Annotated in this window: 17 protein-coding genes and 1 riboswitch; of the genes, 7 read left to right on the plus strand and 10 right to left on the minus strand. The window is 43.2% G+C overall.

The genetic code is table 11. The features are described 5' to 3' along the window. Window positions 1-5: 5 nt before the first annotated feature. The 3 genes from ABIE26_RS08145 to ABIE26_RS08155 all read right to left on the minus strand — a co-directional run bounded on the left by ABIE26_RS08145 (window position 6) and on the right by ABIE26_RS08155 (window position 5,350). Entirely contained in the window at window positions 6-3,434 is a 3,429-nt protein-coding gene (locus ABIE26_RS08145; protein WP_310138108.1) for a SusC/RagA family TonB-linked outer membrane protein, read from the minus strand. A gap of 116 nt (window positions 3,435-3,550) precedes the next feature. Then, window positions 3,551-4,696: a FecR domain-containing protein gene (locus ABIE26_RS08150; RefSeq protein WP_310138107.1), complete on the minus strand. Its 1,146-nt coding sequence runs from the start codon at window positions 4,694-4,696 to the stop codon at window positions 3,551-3,553. Between the two features lie 57 nt (window positions 4,697-4,753). Further along, entirely contained in the window at window positions 4,754-5,350 is a 597-nt protein-coding gene (locus ABIE26_RS08155) for an RNA polymerase sigma factor (RefSeq protein ID WP_310138106.1), read from the minus strand. An 80-nt stretch (window positions 5,351-5,430) separates the two neighbouring features. Between ABIE26_RS08155 and ABIE26_RS08160 the strand changes: the two genes are divergently transcribed. Continuing rightward, a complete protein-coding gene (locus ABIE26_RS08160) occupies window positions 5,431-5,694 on the plus strand; it encodes an Ada metal-binding domain-containing protein (protein ID WP_310138105.1) in 264 nt (87 codons plus the stop codon). A 16-nt stretch (window positions 5,695-5,710) separates the two neighbouring features. On the opposite strand, the gene arr is transcribed toward ABIE26_RS08160, so the two are convergent. From arr to ABIE26_RS08185, 5 genes are all read right to left on the minus strand, one after another. After that, window positions 5,711-6,142 carry an NAD(+)--rifampin ADP-ribosyltransferase gene (arr, locus tag ABIE26_RS08165; RefSeq protein WP_310138102.1) on the minus strand — a complete coding sequence of 144 codons (432 nt, stop codon included), beginning with the start codon at window positions 6,140-6,142 and terminating at the stop codon, window positions 5,711-5,713. Between the two features lie 39 nt (window positions 6,143-6,181). Further along, a complete protein-coding gene (locus ABIE26_RS08170) occupies window positions 6,182-6,871 on the minus strand; it encodes a diphthine--ammonia ligase (protein WP_310138099.1) in 690 nt (229 codons plus the stop codon). 64 nt (window positions 6,872-6,935) lie between these two features. After that, a complete protein-coding gene (locus ABIE26_RS08175) occupies window positions 6,936-7,319 on the minus strand; it encodes a hypothetical protein (protein WP_310138097.1) in 384 nt (127 codons plus the stop codon). Window positions 7,320-7,416: 97 nt separating this feature from the next. Beyond that, on the minus strand, window positions 7,417-8,022 hold the full coding sequence (locus ABIE26_RS08180) for a Crp/Fnr family transcriptional regulator (RefSeq protein WP_310138095.1): 606 nt from the start codon (window positions 8,020-8,022) through the stop codon (window positions 7,417-7,419). Between the two features lie 114 nt (window positions 8,023-8,136). Continuing rightward, window positions 8,137-9,132, minus strand: coding sequence for an NAD(P)-dependent alcohol dehydrogenase (locus ABIE26_RS08185; protein WP_310138092.1), 996 nt, complete (start codon window positions 9,130-9,132; stop codon window positions 8,137-8,139). Window positions 9,133-9,229: 97 nt separating this feature from the next. On the opposite strand from ABIE26_RS08185, the gene ABIE26_RS08190 reads away from it, so the two are divergent. Further along, window positions 9,230-9,706: a DinB family protein gene (locus ABIE26_RS08190; protein ID WP_310138089.1), complete on the plus strand. Its 477-nt coding sequence runs from the start codon at window positions 9,230-9,232 to the stop codon at window positions 9,704-9,706. Window positions 9,707-9,842: 136 nt separating this feature from the next. Next, complete coding sequence (locus ABIE26_RS08195) at window positions 9,843-10,034, plus strand: cold-shock protein (protein WP_310138088.1); 192 nt, start codon at window positions 9,843-9,845, stop codon at window positions 10,032-10,034. A gap of 84 nt (window positions 10,035-10,118) precedes the next feature. Here the strand turns inward: ABIE26_RS08195 and hepB are convergent, their stop codons facing one another. Beyond that, window positions 10,119-12,425, minus strand: a complete 2,307-nt coding sequence (gene hepB, locus ABIE26_RS08200; RefSeq protein ID WP_310138086.1) for a heparin/heparin-sulfate lyase HepB — start codon at window positions 12,423-12,425, stop codon at window positions 10,119-10,121. 206 nt (window positions 12,426-12,631) lie between these two features. Here hepB and ABIE26_RS08205 point away from each other — a divergent pair, with 206 nt between their 5' ends. Together ABIE26_RS08205 and ABIE26_RS08210 are read left to right on the plus strand one after the other, a co-directional pair. Continuing rightward, on the plus strand, window positions 12,632-13,036 hold the full coding sequence (locus ABIE26_RS08205; RefSeq protein ID WP_310138084.1) for a lipocalin family protein: 405 nt from the start codon (window positions 12,632-12,634) through the stop codon (window positions 13,034-13,036). A gap of 96 nt (window positions 13,037-13,132) precedes the next feature. Further along, window positions 13,133-14,389: a hypothetical protein gene (locus ABIE26_RS08210; protein WP_310138082.1), complete on the plus strand. Its 1,257-nt coding sequence runs from the start codon at window positions 13,133-13,135 to the stop codon at window positions 14,387-14,389. A 3-nt stretch (window positions 14,390-14,392) separates the two neighbouring features. On the opposite strand, the gene ABIE26_RS08215 is transcribed toward ABIE26_RS08210, so the two are convergent. Continuing rightward, window positions 14,393-15,508: a fibrobacter succinogenes major paralogous domain-containing protein gene (locus tag ABIE26_RS08215; protein WP_310138080.1), complete on the minus strand. Its 1,116-nt coding sequence runs from the start codon at window positions 15,506-15,508 to the stop codon at window positions 14,393-14,395. 49 nt (window positions 15,509-15,557) lie between these two features. On the opposite strand from ABIE26_RS08215, the gene ABIE26_RS08220 reads away from it, so the two are divergent. Further along, window positions 15,558-15,725, plus strand: a complete 168-nt coding sequence (locus ABIE26_RS08220; RefSeq protein ID WP_354375367.1) for a hypothetical protein — start codon at window positions 15,558-15,560, stop codon at window positions 15,723-15,725. 66 nt (window positions 15,726-15,791) lie between these two features. Further along, window positions 15,792-15,983, plus strand: a riboswitch (cobalamin riboswitch). Window positions 15,984-16,130: 147 nt separating this feature from the next. Further along, entirely contained in the window at window positions 16,131-17,234 is a 1,104-nt protein-coding gene (locus tag ABIE26_RS08225; RefSeq protein WP_310138079.1) for a DUF5074 domain-containing protein, read from the plus strand. Window positions 17,235-17,246 lie beyond the last annotated feature (12 nt).

Genomic DNA, 17,246 nt, shown 5'->3' on the forward strand with positions numbered 1-17,246 from the left:
TGACATTAAAAGTTGGCTCTGATGATTAATGAATATTCCGGGTTTGGCGGCAGCACAATATTGTTCCTGTCCTGCACCAGGTATTCGGGGTCCAAACCTGCCTTGTTGAATTTATAGGTAGCCAGGTTACGCGCCTGTAAGCCAAGGTTTAGCCTGGTAAAGGGCGTTTTTCTAAAAAGCTTTGCATCAAAAGCATAGTTGATCAGCAATTCCCTGAAGCGGACAAGCGACGCTGTTTCTACCTGGATATCGGCATATCTGGTATACCTGTCGTATACGTTAAGCCCGGTAATACTTGTTGGCGCGGCTGGTACATGGGTAAAGGCCTCATCTCCTGCTTTCCTCCATCTTAGGTCCCAATCCTTGTGCACCTGTGCCGCATCTCCGATAGGCTCGTACTGAATTACCGGCACTCTGAATTTATGGCCCATTTTAAAAGTAAAATTGGTAAGTACAGAGAAACCTTTGTAACTGAATTCATTGATCAGCGCACCATAATGAGGTGCCGTTGCTGTGCCCTGATAAATCAGTGCCAGCGTACTGGCCATATCTGTTTTATAATCTACAGCCTGCCCGTTTTCATTGAATACCTGCGGCCAGCCATTTGCTGAAAGCCCTGCCCATTTGTAGCTGTAAAGGTAGTCAAGCGGCTTGCCTTCCTGTGCCACACCTGCAAGGTATGAGCCCACGGTTTTCTGTGGAAAATCTACGTGTTTAACGGTATTCTGGTTGTAGCTGTAATTCAGAGTGGCATTCCATTTAAAATTGCGGTTTAAAATCTGACCCGACAAACGTACATCTGCCCCTTTGTTTTTCATGCTGGCATAATTGATATAGGCATTGTTAAAACCATAAGTACCGTTAACCGTAGCATTGCCCAGCAGGTCGTCACTTAATTTATGATAATACTCAAGCGTACCGCTTAACCTTCCGTTAAGCAGGGCAAAATCCAGCCCCAGATTGGTAACTGTAGTTTTTTCCCACCTCAGCAGTGGATTTTGGGGATTGGCTACATAAGCATAAGGCTGATTGGTTTGCTGGTCTGTTGCTACATTGGCAATCAGGTAAGGGCTGGTACTGCGGTCTACATTTCCATTTATGCCATAACTGGCACGTAAAACCAGGCTATTGAACACCGAATGCTGCAAAAAAGCCTCTTTGTGCAGCTGCCAGCTTAGTCCGGCAGACCATAACCATACATTTCGGTACTGGTCGCTGGAGCCGAAAAGATTGGTCTTATCCAGCCTGGCACTGGCATTTAAAGTATACCTGTCGTTATAGGTATACCCTGCATTTGAGTAAAAAGAAACAAATCTGTTAAGGTTGTCCTGGAAAATGGTTTCATCGGGAATGAGCTGCTGACTACCTCTTACATCGGTATACATGGTATTGTAATTTACCCTTGCAAACTGCAGGCTCTGCGGATCGTAGCCATATTTGGTCTGGTTAGAGAGCTTGCTGCCCACTGCCCTTACTTCCATACCCGCGATGGCCGAGAGGTAATGTTTTTGCGGACTAAGTTCGTTATCGAACCGCAGCAGGCCCCTGAATGTATGCGAATAAGTCCTGCCGATGCTTTCTTTATAGATACTTCCCCTGGGAATGCCCACAGTGATGACATTGTTTTTAAACGAAGTAGAGAAGTTAACGGCATTACGCGTAAAATAGCTTTCTTCATTGTACAGGTTTGTAGCAGTAGAAGTTCCCGATTCGTACTGGTACGCTGCAAGGGCATGAAGTCCGTCCATGATCTTATAATTCAGTCCCGCTGTTGCATTTAAGCCAGTACTGTTTATTTTGTTGTCCTTATTGTTAAACTCCTGCATCAGGTTGTAATTCCAGTTATAGGGATAGCCCGACGCCACCAGGGCATCCTTATCTCCCTGGTAAAAGGTTTGCGGCTGGGGCAGGTAAACACCATTGTCTCCAACAATGCGCTGATAAGGCAGTAGTGTCCGCAGATCGCCAAAGCCCATACCATTATTCCTGGTGTTGTTCAGCACAAAGTTCAGTCCCAGTTCAGCCTTTAAGGAAGGAAGCAGCGTCAGGGTTTCAAACAGATCGCCCAACAGACGCTCTGTGCTGTTGTGTTTAAATTCGGCATTTACTTTATCGTAACTGAACGAAGCACGATGTGTGGATTTTTCTCCTTTGCCAGCAATGTTCAGGGCGTATTGCTGCCTGCTGCCTGGGCTCATAAACAACTCCTTAAACTCCTGGTAAGAATTGATCTGTTTAAGTGGACCTACCAGTGCAGCGGCACCAGAAGAATTGTTTAAATAAGCATCTACCACGGGCGTGATTGCCGGGCGCGGTTTACCGGTGAAGAAAGTAAGGTTATTGTCTACCTTGTACTTTTCCAGCTCAATAAATGAGGTCGTTGATGCGTAAGGCAGCTTACCCAGATCAGAAGTTTGCGTAAGCGATAAGGTAGAGGAAAAACTGATGTCGAGTGGCTTAACAGCAGATTGCCCCCGCTTTGTCTGGATTACAATTACACCATTGGCAGCCCTTACCCCCCATATAGAGGCCGCAGAAGCATCTTTCAAAACAGTAATGCTTTCTACATCATTCGGATTAATGCTTTCTACTGAACGTTCTATAGGAAAACCATCCAACACAATCAGCGGATCTTTATTGGCGTTTACCAGGGTGCTTTGGCCCCTGATGGTGATCCTGCCGTCGGCACCGGTAAGTAATCCGGGTACCTGCCCTTCCAGGTATGACAGGATGTTTACATTGCTTCTTTTATCGAGCGTAGCCTGCTTTATTACTCCAAAAGAGCCGGCCGCACGTTCGCGGGGAAGCGATTGGTAACCAGTAGAGACCACTACATTTTCGAGCGTCTGATTAAAGGGTACCAGTTTTACCGTCAGCTGTGCAGCTGCATTTACCTCAGCACTTACATACCCGATATTGGAAAACACCAGTGTACCATCTTCTGGTACATCGTTAAAAATAAAGCCGCCCTGCTCGTCGGCAATAACAAGACGTTTGGTGCCCTTCAAGGTAATGGTTACCCCAGGTATGGCTCTACCTGTTTCCGCATCTGTAACCCTGCCTTTTACATCTATAGCCGAAAAGAAACGTGTTATTTTCTGGATTAAAGATGGTTCCTGGGGCTTAACTACTACAGTCTTGTTCACTATAGAATAGGTTAAAAGGCAGGGTTCGAGTGCAGTTTTCAGTACTTCTACAAGCGGTGTGTTCCGGAATGTGATGTCGACCTTAACGTCGGCATTTACTTTTTCGCGCTGCCACAATACATTATACCCCGTCTGCTTTCTGATTTCTTTAAAAAGCTGCCTCAAAGTGGCATTCCTTTTATCAAAAGTGACGTTCTGGGCAAAGCCTGAAGCTGCAGCCTGCAAAACAATTACCGTAATCAATAGTATAGTAAGTTTCATTGCACGAACCAGTTGATTAAAATTCATACATTTGTTTTTAGTGGTTTAGTTGATATGTTTCGATACGTCTCTGCTGAACACCTGATTTAGCCGGGAGTGTTAGCGCACTTCCGGTTATATGTTCATTTGTTGTTGTTGTTGTGCTATCTGGTCACAGTTAACCTCCTTCCTTCAAGTTTAAAATGAACAGCACCGGTAGATTCCAATACTTCAAGCAGTTGCGAAATATTCTGGAACCTGGATACGGCACCATCAAAGGTTTGCTTTTTAAGTGCCTGATCGCGGTATTCGACGTCTACGTTGTACCATCGCTCTACTTGCCTCAGGATACTTTCCAGGTTCTGATTGTTGAGTATGAACATGTCGTTTTTCCAGGCAAGGGCTGTTTCAGTATCAAAAACGCCGATCTCTACGTTGTCTGTTGAAACTACAGCCTGCTGCCCGGGTTTGAGTTGATAACGCTTGCCTTCGGCAGTTACTACCACACTGCCTTCCAGCAAACTGGTCCGGGTTTCGGCCTCATTTTCATAGCTGTTTATATTAAAGTGCGTTCCAAGCACCCGTACCTGCTGGTTGCGGCTATTTACGATAAAAGGTCTGGTTTTATCTTTGGCTACTTCGAAATAAGCTTCTCCTTCAAGTTGTACACTGCGCCGCCCCCCGGCATCCGGATTGGTCTGATAGGTTAGGCTGGAAGCAGCATTAAGCCATACACGCGTACCATCAGATAACGTAACCTGGTAGGTACCACCACGAGGTGTACTAATTTTCAGGGTTTTACCAAAGCTGGCCGGAACTTGCTGAACAGGGCTGCCGTCATTGTAGAAGGCCTTTCCTTCTTTCATAATGACTGCTGTTCTACTGTCACTAAGCTGAACTGTAAGGCCGTTTGCAGTTGTAAGGGTGGCTGTGTGTTTTCCAGGCGCAATGTCATTTGTATACCTATACCCCTGCCCACGTTCAGCTTGCCCGCCGGGAACCGAATTGTAAAAGGTATATAGCCATATGCTTAAAGTAATTGCGGTAAATACAGCGGCCGCTACAGCAATACGGGGCCATAATTTCCTGGTTGCGGGCTTTTGATCGGTTTCACGGATAGCAGCAATAGCCTTCAGGAAGCCTTCTCTGCGTAGCGCATTAATTTCTTCTGGTTCCAGATCATCAATGTATTCGCTTTGCAATAAAGCCCCTGCATATTTATGCTCAAGTGCATTGCGCTCCCGCTCGCTTGCTCTGCCAGAAAGGTAAGCATCTATTAGTCTTTCCGCCTTATCTTTTGAAGTATCCATAGTTATCCTGTTATATGCAAGACACTTCTCAAAAGCGCTGGTGACATTTTTTTTAAACTAAATTTGCTGGTGCATCAAAGTAATCAAAACAATAGACAGGCCCGGATATTTACCCAGCCTGGATTTGAGCAGCTTCATGGAACGTGATATCTGCTGCTTAACTGCATCTTCTGAAATGCCAAGCTGTGCTGCGATCTCCTTATTGCTCATGAAATCTTTTCTGCTCATTTCAAATGCGCGCTTCATTTTAGGCGGTAATTTGGCAATTTCCTCATCTATGAGTTTCACCAGGTCGCGCTCGTTGATGCCGTCTAAAATCGTATCGTCACTGTCGTCCATCTGTGCAGCAATCAATTCAATAAAATCATGATTTACTTTTTTATGGCGTATAAGATTTAAGATCCTGTTGCGTGCGGCACGATAAAAATACCCCTTAAGGTTGGTCCTGATATCCAGGTTATCTGATTTGGCCCAAAACGATATAAACAAATCCTGAATAAGGTCTTTTGCCTCATCGGTATCGCGCAATACTTTACGTGCATGCTGAAAAAGTATATCCCAGTGCCTGCTGTACACTTCAGCAAAAGCGAGCTCATCCCGCTGTTTCAACAATACAAGCAACTCCTGATCTGTTAACGACTCATAGCTATCCATCTGGTTTTTTCAGATTACACTTTGTTTCCTCCAAAACTGTGTATAATTTTCGGCATTCTAAAACCGTTTAGTAATAAAGCATGTACCATCACCTACACCTTGGCGAAACAACCGACGATATCAAAAGAAAACTAAACAGTCTGATCCGATCTGGTGAAATTACCCTTGGAGGTTATAAAAAAGCTAAGATTTACGGGCGGCTAAACTGCAGTTCCGGTAAACGAATGAAAATAGAAAACCGCGTTTTTTTCAAAGACATTGGGGAGGCGATCAGCCATGGCTATCGCCCCTGCGGACATTGCCTTCCTGAAGCCTACCGGATTTGGAAAGCAGGGAAAGTATAAGGGTTTGCCTACTGGATCAGTTGATAATCTTTGCATCAGGGTTCTGCCTTAATTTAGACAGTTTTTCGCGCCATTCCCGGAGCTGCTCTGGTGTTAATCTTTCCCAATCGGTTACCTCGCCAACAATTTTTAATGGTGCTGCACTCCGAAAAGAGCGGGTTGGATTACCCGGGAATTTTTTATCGGTAACATTTGGGTCATTTTCAAAACTTCCCATCGGCTCCACTATATATACGCGCCCCTCTCCTTCTCCTTTGGCCAGTTCAGCAGCAAGCCCCGCCCCGTTCTTTAAAGCTGTAAAATAAATGTGGTTCATCACTACCTCAGGGTGATAGTTTGACTTATATCCTGCGGTTAGTAAATCTCCGATCTTTAAATCAGCTTTTGTTCCATGGTAAAACGGTCCCTTGTCCAATACCGGTTCCGTAGCTAGCTCTTTCTTTTCCATTTTTGTGTTTGAGGGTTACAATTTAAGAATTTAGTTCCTTTATCCAATAAGATCCATATACCAGTACCCACTGGGTTTATCGCCTTCAGGAGATGGATAGGTTCTGAAAACCTTCTCTCCTAAGGTAAAATCAATAGTTTTTTTAAATAACGGACCTTCAAATGTAAAAGTATGAAACTCGCCATTTTCACCACAAGGATCTATATCCGGCGGCAGATCGGCAATAAAACCTTCATCTATTATTCTTCCGCAGAAATCTTCCAGGCCTTCCTTTGCACAGACCACCACAGTTTTATAGCCTAAAGTGATAAACTCCTTTATAACTTCCGTTGTGTCTCGTTTCCATATCGGAAATTCGGCCTTTAAACCTACTTCTGCAAGCTTCTTTTCCCGGTAAGTCTTCAAATCCTCCAAAAACAAATCGCCAAATAAGGAATGGGTAATGCCCTCAGACTTTAAAAATGTGAGGTGTTCATTCATTTGCTGCTCATAAGTAGCCATATCGGGTGATTCCGGCAGCCTGATCTGATACAATGGGATTCCGAGACTTTCGGCCTGCTCAATCAACAGGCTTTCCCTTACCCCATGCATGCTTACGCGGTTGTAAGCATCGTTAACAGTAGTGAGCAAATAGCGTATATCAAAACGATTGCTGCGCAGCGCATAGTGTAAGGCCAAAGTGCTGTCTTTGCCGCCGCTCCAATTAAAAATACAGGGGTCTTTATGCATAAGCGGCTAATTTATGCATTTTTAAGGGCTATGATTAACGCATAGCCCTTTGAAGCGAAAAAAATTAAAAGACAATAGGTGCAGCAGCTTTTGTAAAACTGCCTGCACTACCGGCAGTGGCCTCTATAGTCTCGCCTACCTGAACTCCACCTCTCTTGATCACTACGGTAACTTTTTGTCCGGCAGTACCCCCGCTTCCGGACACAGCCAGGATAGCTGCAGTTACACTCTGGGCATAATTGATTTCCTTATTCCACGGTAAGGTTACCTGATCATTAGATGTACCACCCGAGGCAGTGGTATAGGAAGCAACAAGTGAACCGGTAAAATTCCCGGTAATCTCGTAGCGGAGGGTCCGCGATGAAGGCTCAGGGTTTTTCTTTTCATCTTTTTTACAGGAAACTAAAACTGTAAGGACCGCAATAAATGCAAGGGCTAGCTTTTTCATAATTAGATTTTTAATTTTTATACGTTGATATGATCTGGGTACAAAAATAAAATCGGGAAAGCCCGGACTCCTTGACTTCGGTTAGGAAATGAACAGCTTACTTTGTGGCTGCAGATGAACGCATCCTGCCCCTTATCCTGCTTAAAGATTCTGGTTTAATGCCCAGGTAACTTGCAATATGGTAAAGCGGTACCAATTGAAAAAGCTCTGGCCGGGTCCTGATCAGATGTTCATAACGCTCCATGGGGCTTGAAGATAGAAATTGATTTACAGCTGATTTATAGTTTGAATACTGCTTTTCCACTTCAACCCTGCACATAGACTCCAGTCTTGGAAAACGCTTGTACATTTCGTATTCCACTTCAAATGGAAAGACCGAAACAATACATTCACAAACACATTCCCAGTTTACGATGCTGGGTACCCTATTCAAGTTATTCCCACCATCAGTTAAACTTTCGCCAGCGGTATAAAATGCAACTGTCTTTTCCTCGCCATCTTTATAATAGTATTCTCTGACACAACCTTTAAACAAATGGTATGATGCTTTAATGGCCTCGCCCTCTTTCAACAAAAACATTCCTTTTTTTACCCGCTTAACAGCAATATTTGCGGCAAAGAAGTCCTTTTCTTCCGGTGTATTATAATCTGAACTTACAAGAGATTTCATGATCTCCAAAACCTCAGCATCTGGTTCGGGCATATTGGGCAGTAAAGGGTTATGGTTGCGGCTCATCATTATAAATATCCACTAAAGTTAAAAGAAATCTGAAATATCTCTTAACCTTAGATGATGAATAAGCGCAATTGCGGCAACTCAATCGAAAGTAAGTATCACGTTTCCTTTTTTCTGTCCGCTCATGACATAGCTATAGGCATTGGCAATTTCGTCAAGACTATACCGCCTGTCTATTAAAGGAGTAAATTCTCCTTTTTGAATCAGTCCGTCAATAAACTGCATGCTCCTGTGTATGGAATGAGGAAGTGGGAATTTTACTTTTTTACCTGGCATAAACGGAGCTAACAAAGCCAGCAGCGGGTTTTGCCAGTTGGGGCCCAGCTCGGATGAGACATAAATGCCTTTTGGCTTGAGCAGTGGCTTACATTGCGCAAAAGTACTTTTTCCAACAGCATCAAAAATGTAGTCGAACTGCTCATTGAGCCTGGTAAAATCTTCATTCTGATAATCAATGACCCGATCTGCGCCCTGAGACTTGAGTATGGCTGTATAAGCGGTTTCGCAGGTTATGGTAACCTGCACCTTAAAATGTTTTAAAAATTGCAACGCCGCATTGCCAATAGCGCCGGTGCCACCGTTGATCAATACTTTATCACCAGCCTTAACCTTTAGCGGATCCAGGAAATAAAATGCATAATGAGCGCCCTCCAAGCTTGCTGCAGCCTGTTCGTAACTTATATGGCCTGGCTTTTTAAGCAGGGCTTTTTGAACAGGTACCGCTACATATTCGGCATGGGAATTTAAGCCTTCATCAAAAAAACCGTACACGCTATCGCCAATGTTAAAGTTGCGCACTCCTGTGCCCTTTTCCACTATTATACCTGCAAAATCGGTTCCTGTAACAGGCCGCAGGGGCTTAAACAACCCAATAAAGCATCTGATCATCCAGGGCTTACCACTGAGTACACCGCAATCTGAACGGTTTACAGTAGTCGCTTTTATCTTAACCAGAATCTCATCATTAGCCGGTACCGGTACTGGTATAGCCGTAACCTTCAACTGATCCGGGCTACAGTACCGATATCTTACTGCTGCTTTCATCAAATGTTGCTCATCGCTGCCTGCTGGCTTCATAGTATTGTTTTAACTAATGGGCTGCAAAATAACAGATTGTTTTATACAAATTGCTTGATTTCGGTTAAGAAAGCCTCCTTTTTCCTATATTTAACCTATGATCAACTTGCTCACACTTCAATATCAGCACATAAAAGAATCGCGGGCGGTAGTGTTCCGGTACCTCAGGGATGAGGTAAAACAGGACATCCTGAAAAATGTTGATACATTTAACGATAAAAACATTGTTTATATGCTGGTGCACGTAGCCAATACCTATGTTGCCTGGGCCGGTAATTTCGCTTTATCCATGCAAAAGCCTTATTATGAAGAAAGCGATTTTGGTACACTGGAACAACTACAGCTGATGTTTGAAGAGGTAAACCAGGTGATGGAGCAGTTCATCAGCAAATTTGCAGAAGATCCTGGCAGTGCTGTTAAAGGCTATAAATGGGCAGATAAGTACATTGAAACCGATGCTTATGGCATCTTTACACATGTGATTACCCATGAATTTCATCACAAAGGACAAATGATGACCATGAGCCGCCTGCTGGGGCATGTGCCACCGGATACCGATGTAATGCGGTTTTAATCGATCCAAACAGACAAAATAATTTTACAAAAACAATTACATCAATAAAATAATATTTTACTATCAATTTATTTAAAAAATAAAATTTTGATTACCAATATTTTTGTTACCTTTGTATATAATTAAATAAAATACAATGCAACAAGGAACAGTAAAATTTTTCAATGAAACAAAAGGTTTTGGATTTATCGTGCCAACTAATGGCGATAGCGAAATCTTTGTTCATTCTTCTGGCTTATTAGATAACATTCGTGAGAATGACACTGTAAGCTATGACATCGAGCAAGGTAAAAAAGGCTTGAATGCAATTAATGTTAAAATCGCTTAATTAGATTTCCTTCATAAATTGAGAAAGGCATCTACCCTGGGGTAGATGCCTTTATTTTTATATATCCTTTATAATCCGCAGGGTTTATCTTAAGAAGCGATAGCTTCCTTCGGTGCCTGTAAAATAAAGGGCCCCATCATCAGCTTTGGCAGAAAGCGCAGGCTTAAATACCTTACCATCTTTCAGGATCTGCCAGGTGCCCGGCAAAAGATCAGTAATTACAAACTGGAATGTCCCTTTTCCGGTAACAGAAAAAGTAAAACCACGATCCAGGGTTTCAGAAGTACGGCTAAAAGTAACTACCCTGTCTGCCAGCTGTACCCCCACTACCTTGTCGCCATCAATGCGTTTGACCTCATGTAGCTTTTGCTGGGTGTTGTCAGCAATTTGCATTACATTCAGGTAGTAGTCTTCGGGAGCAGCTTTTTTAGGACTGATTTCAACCCTCCATTCGCCGCGCTCCAGCGCTTCGTCGGTACCTGGTTTTGGATCGTTGGTATAATTCGTTCCAAATACCCAGAAGTCTTTGCCCTTGCCTCCTACAGACTGGATATCGGCATTCGCTGCATCCGGCAGTAAGGCGGTGTTCACCAGCATCCCACTGTCCCCGTTCTTTGTACGTTTTATGGTAATCTGATTGCCTTTGATCTCTGGCTGCTCAATACTGTGTAATAACCAGAACTTTTTGAAATCAGGATTTGAAGATACCACCTTGTCAAAAACGATCATAGCCGCAGGAACTTTAGCATCTTTAAGGTTCAGAAACATAAAAGAGCGTTTTACGGCCTTCACTTTAGCTGAATAGGCTTCAGTAATGTCGCCCTTCAGGTAAGTATAATCAGGCGCCTGGCTATCAGGGCCAAATCCCTGTGCAAGGATCTTACCGGTCTTGAAATCGCCTGCCAGCATTTCTTTAAGGTCGCGCGGGGCAGTCCAGCCCTTTCCGGGTAAGCGTTGTCCGCCATCATTGGCAGCAAAGTTTGTCTGGTCTTTTCCGCCGTATCCATGAATATTAAAAACCTCTTTTGGATCGTAAACCAATAAGCTGTTGTGGGCGATGGTCCGTTTAAAAAAGTTCTTGTTGTGCGCGCTATTATATCCGCCTGCAGAACCTGTATACGATCCTGCGTCAATAGCCAGCGGACCTTTATAATAGATCTGGAAAGCTCCGGCATCATGGTGCTGGTGGTTCAGGAATGTATATTCATTGATCTTCATTTCCGCAATTACACTTTCTGGCCCCCAGCCTGTACGGGCAACCATCCAGCCAAATGGAGAACCAGAGTACCTGGATAGCGGCAGATCATCGGGCTTACGCGCCCCGAGTTTGGTATCGCGCCATAAGAATTCAAATAGCTTACAATGCGGTTCAACATTAGGATCTTTCAGGAATTCGTAATTCAGGTACTCATCTTTGTAATAGCTGCCTGCCAGAAAAGTTGGTAAAGAATAGTATTTGGGTTTCTTACGGGAATAATCCACATCGCCGCCTGCCATGATCTGTCCATCAGGACGGCGTTTGTAAATCATATCGTAAAGCACAAACTGCTGTCCGGGATGAAATACATTGCCGGCGCCCATACGGTCTAATATCCAGAGCGCAAAAAGGTCGTTGGTAAACCTTACATTCAGGTACGACATACCCTGATGATAGTTATGCGATGGATAAAACCAGTTTCGGGCCACCAGGTGTTCTTTGAAAAAGCGGCCTGCTGCCAGGTTATACATCTCTGGAAATTCATCATAAATGGCAATCCCCACCGAGAGCAGGTCGCGCATGATCATCCACTCCGAAGCATGGCCTACAATAGATTTGTCTTTTACAGGGGGATAGCCGCATTCGAGCATTTTGGCCAGCCTTACAAAGGCTTTTACAAAACGTGTTTTCTCTTCGGGTTTCAACTGATCGTAACACCAGTCGTATACAATAGCACCTGTTACCATAAACAGGCCGATACCTCTGGATATATCACCTGCTTCCTTAAAAGTTGCGATCTCAAGGGTATCGATAATAGAGGTGATGGCCTCACGACCTATCTTAGGATCCTTGGTCATCAGGTAATTGAGCGCCATAAGTTCAACCCTTACAGTAAGTCCTTTCTGGTTAAAGTAAAAGCGAAAGTCTTTAACCTCAGGAATGTCCTCTGGTTTCCAGTCTTCCTGCATCTTAATCATATCGGCCCAGACTTTCTTCAGTTCAGGGTCGTTCATTCTGTTTTTCAGATCAGGTACTTGCTGATCACGAATGTATAACCGTGGGTGTACCTTGGGCGGCACGGGCATCGAAACGCCCTCCACTTCTTTCCAAACCACATCAGTTTTGGCCTGGGAATAGCCCTTTGCTGCAAAAGCAACAAACAGGATTGCAAATAAGTATAGCTGTTTTTTCATCTATATAATATATTTCATAACCTCAATGTACAAAGATTTCAAGCCCCCGATAAGCTAGAGGGGCTATTTTCAACATAATTGAAATGAATTTACTGATTTTTAAAACTCCTGGCTTCCCTGCCCGGCAATGTACTTTCTTTTACCTGCCCTATCTTCTGTAGCATTTTCGCGTTCCAGCTCGTTTTAGGTATAAACTCAAACAAAGTATGAAAAGGATTCTGAATTTAACGCTAATGGTATTGCTTTTATTCACTGCTTTAAGCTGCAAAAAGGTAGTCAGCAAAGACGGCATACAGGGCACCTGGGAATTAAGACATTTAGCCGGAGGACAAATAGCAGGTCTTGATCCGAATTTTAAAAAGGGCAATGGCAATAAGTATAAATTTGAAGGACAAACCTATACCCGTTATGAGAAAGGAGAAATTACCGAGAGCGGAACCTTTACCATTGAGAAAGCCGACGCAGCCATTAATGCCAGTAAAGCCAATGCCAGGATCAGATTTAGCCCCTCTGAGGATGAGTACTATATCAACTTATCAGGCAATAAGCTTACTATTTTCATCGGTATTATTGCTGCTGACGGTGTAGAAACAACTTACAAGAGAGAATAACGTTTTTAATGATTGCAGGTGAAAAGCTAAATTATGTTAAATGAAAAGACACATCAATCAATTTATGATATCTTTAATTGATTAACCTTTTCATAAATGAATATTACAAAAACTGCAGCACTGATTTCCATAAGGTTTGCTTTCCTGTTTTGGGTGCTTTTTGTCTACTGCTTTAACGGTGCTTTTCCCTTTCTTTATTACATTCAACAATTTACAACACCTGTACTACATAAATTTATCCCCTGGGTTGCTGCTCAGTTTTTAAACGTTTCAGGGCCGGTAAGCACCACCATTAACGGCAGTGGCGATACTACCTACCATTATGTACTGCTCCTTTGCATATTCATCTGCTCGGTCGTAGGAACACTGATCTGGTCGGCATTGGATTACAAAAGGAAAAGCTATGACCAGCTTTTTTATTGGCTTATAACGGTGCTCAGGTTTTATGTAGGCCTTATGCTGGTATCTTACGGCCTTGCCAAACTTAACGACGGGCAATTTCCTGCACTCGGTTCCTACCGGCTGTTTTCTACCTATGGCGATTCATCGCCTATGGGCCTTGCCTGGAGCTTTCTCAGCTATTCAAAAGGCTATAAATGGTTTATGTGCTTGGCCGAGTTGATGGGTTTTCTGTTGTTTTTCAGGAGAACAGCCACCATCGGTGCTTTTCTATGCCTCATGACCACAGCCAACATTGTGGCCATCAATTATTGCTTTGATGTGCCTGTAAAAATTCTAAGTACAGGTTTAATGCTGATGTGCCTCACCATACTTTCACCAAACATCATTCAAATGTTCAGGTTCTTTTTTAAGGGCGAAACAGTTGGGCTAAATTTCCTTAAGGCTCCTGTGTTTAAAACCAGGTGGATGCGTATTTCAAAACTGGTTGTAAAATATGCCATAATACTGCTGTATGCCGTGCTGCCCTTATTTATCGCTTTAAAATTAGAATGGTTTGGCGCCAAGTCGACTCAACACCATGCTATGAACGGGATTTTTGATATTGAAGATGTAACCTGGGCAGATCAGAAACAAGCCGACAGCGCAGATTTACAGCCCAAATGGACACAGCTTACTTTTGAAGAACGCAATTATGGACTAGCCAATGCTGCAAATGGCCGAAAAGCCTGGTATAAATATAAACTGGATACCCTTACCAAATCTGTTCAGATCAGCTTTACCGACGATCCTAATGTAAGTCATACCTTAAATTATACCCTGGCAGATCACGACAGGATAGTACTGAAAGGGGATTTTTTCGGTAAACCGGCTACCCTGATTCTTAAAAAGAAATCATTTGAACTTACCGAAAGGGGCTTCCGTTGGATCAATGAAGTCCCCTATAACAGATAGTGGTTAATCTTTAACACAACGGATGGAGAAGCCTGAGTTTTTAGATGCTTCCTGCCGTTCAAGATATCCTTTTACGTAAAGGTCATAACAAATAGCCGGTACTCCTCCCGTTCTTGTTGAGGTCCACCAGATCCCATCCCATCCCAGACTTGAGAAAACGCCTGATTCATTTCGCTGACCACCAGGAAGAGCTGTAAACATAGTAATGTTAGTAGCAATATTATTGTTTATCCAGTAGTTAGTGCCAGGCTGCTGGATTTTTGCACCGTCTTCTCTTCTCCCACCGATGTAATTGTACAATACCTGCCATTCAGCATCACTTGGAACATGCCAGCCGGCCGGGGCTATTTTTGAGTTATGTGCAGCTTCCCAGTTGTACAAATAGCCATAGATATCAGCATTTTCCTTTTTATTTTCATAACTGCAATAGGCAGCAAAACTACTTGAACTCCAGGCTGCCCCATTTGTAGTAAGCGTTATGGCTGTTCCATCTCTATAACGGGTAACTTTGAGGTTTTCCATCATCCAGGTTTGCGTACCAATTTTAATGGTTTTATACACATTGCCATCAATATCGGTTACCGTATTTTCCATAACAGGCGGATTAATAACCACCAGTTCGGCACTAAGCGTACAAGCCCGATAGGTTCCGCTTTCGGCCTGAGACCAGGTGATCACTGTTTTTCCCGCAGATTTAACATACACCGTTTTTCCAACTATACTGGCAACATCCGGATGACTGCTGGTGTAGGAAACCGCCCCATTGCTATTGGTAACCGGGCCTGCAATCTCAAACGGTGCGTCCCCCACTTTCTTTTCCGGCAAGGTAAAAACACTGGTTACAGGTCCAATCTTCTGACTGATTTGAAAAGTTGCCTTTATAGAGTCTCTTTTAAAGGTAGTGGTAGCCAGCTGTACTGCTGTAATGGTGCAATTGCCATTGTTCCTGATCGTAACCACGTTACCTTTTATACTCACTACACTGGTATCGCTTGTTTTAAACATAAAACTTCCGTCGCTTTTACTTTTTGGGTTAACCAGTGTAAAAGCCGCTTCTCCCATTCTTTTTGCTCCGATACTGAAATCACTCAACTCCGGCGAAAGTAATTCCGGTTCCATCTCCTGTTTGACACAGCTGCCCAACTGCAGCAGGAAAACGCATGCGAGAATGTTTAAGAGAACTTTTGAGAAAGCGTTTGAGAAAGCGTTTGATAGATATTTCATGTTTGGTTTGTTTGCTTTCCTGTATGCAGAAGAAATGCCATTTCTTAAATCTTCATTTACAGGCTGTTTTCAAGGACTTAATGATTTCAATAATTTATTTATGGCGAAATAAATACACACAATTCCCCACCCTTCATCAAACCAAACCAATTCCCTGGTTAGTTCTCCCTTATTTTATTACCTTTGCAACGCTTTTGGTTCCCGGATCTACACCCGGGATTAAAAGGGAATACGGTGAGAATCCGTAACTGTCCCGCAACTGTAAGCGCTTAAACGGTTTTCTAATCTGGCCACTGTTCCACAAAAGGTGTAATGGGAAGGCAGAAAACCGGGCGCAAGTCAGGAGACCTGCCTTCAGCATCAATGATTTCATAGCTTTCGGGGATTGAAGCTGGAATGAGAATACGATTGATACGAATAGTAACCTATTGAGGCGTTATTGTACTGTATTTATTGCATGCCCGTTCGTTTGCCCATTTTCCGACAGCGCAAACTGTAACAAACAACAAATAAATACATGAAACAATTAAACATTAAACAACTTTTTGCAGCCGCGCTCCTCTTAACTGCCGCCCTACAAGCCTGTAAAAAGGAAAACACTAACCCCACCCCTGTTGATCCGGAAGTTGCCCCATATGAAAACGGTTTCTTCATCATTGGTGAAGGATCATTGGGAAAAAACTCTGGCGCTGTTAATTTTTACAGATATGGGGATGATACCGTAGCAATAAGGGCATATGAGAAAGAAAACCCTGATAAAGTATTATCCAATACTGCTAAAACAAGTACACTGCAATTTGCTTCAGTAATCAATGGCAGCATTTACCTGATGTGTAAAATGAATGGCCCCATTGTGAAAGTGAATGCATTAACCCTGAAAGAAGAAGCCCGTTATGCACCAGAAACCAGCAACTGGAGAAGCTTGATACAGGTAGATGGTAACCGCGGACTGGTAAGTGCCAACGATGGTGTTTACCAGGTAGATCTGGGCTCACTTGCCTTACAAAACAAATTAACCACCGTAGGAGCTGTAAATACCGGCGACATGTGGAAAAATGGCAATTATGTTTATTTACTGCAAAGTAATGGCGCTCAAATTGTGAATGCCGGTAATTATTCACTGGTAAAAAGCTTCTCCAATATCAACCGCGGATTTGCACAAACGCCTAACGGTAAAGTATGGGCATCTACCGGCAGTCGTCTTATTGCTATAGACAACAACCTGGATACAACTGGTGTAGCCCTTAAAGTAAGTGTTGGTTCATTTGGCCTGGATGCGCCAACCCGCCTTACCGCTTCTACAAAAGAAAATGCTGTTTTTTACCATTCAGGAAAAGCCATTTACAAATATGTAGATGGCAATGCCGCATCGCTGGCACAGCCTTTTATTACCATTGCGGAAAATTCCTTTATGGTGTATGGCGCTATCAGATATGATAAAAACAAAGATTATATTGTTGTAAACGGGATACAAGGCTATGGCGCTGCATCAACTGTTAATTTCCTGCTGATCTATGATGCTTCGACCGGCGAACTGGTTAAGAAAATCAAATATGGCGGAGATGGGGTTACTACTGATTTTACCAAGATCTATTTCCCTAACCTTACAGTTTTCCACTAAATAACTTAAGGA

The organism is Pedobacter africanus (assembly GCF_040548825.1).
Taxonomy (GTDB): Bacteria; Bacteroidota; Bacteroidia; order Sphingobacteriales; family Sphingobacteriaceae; genus Pedobacter; species Pedobacter africanus_A.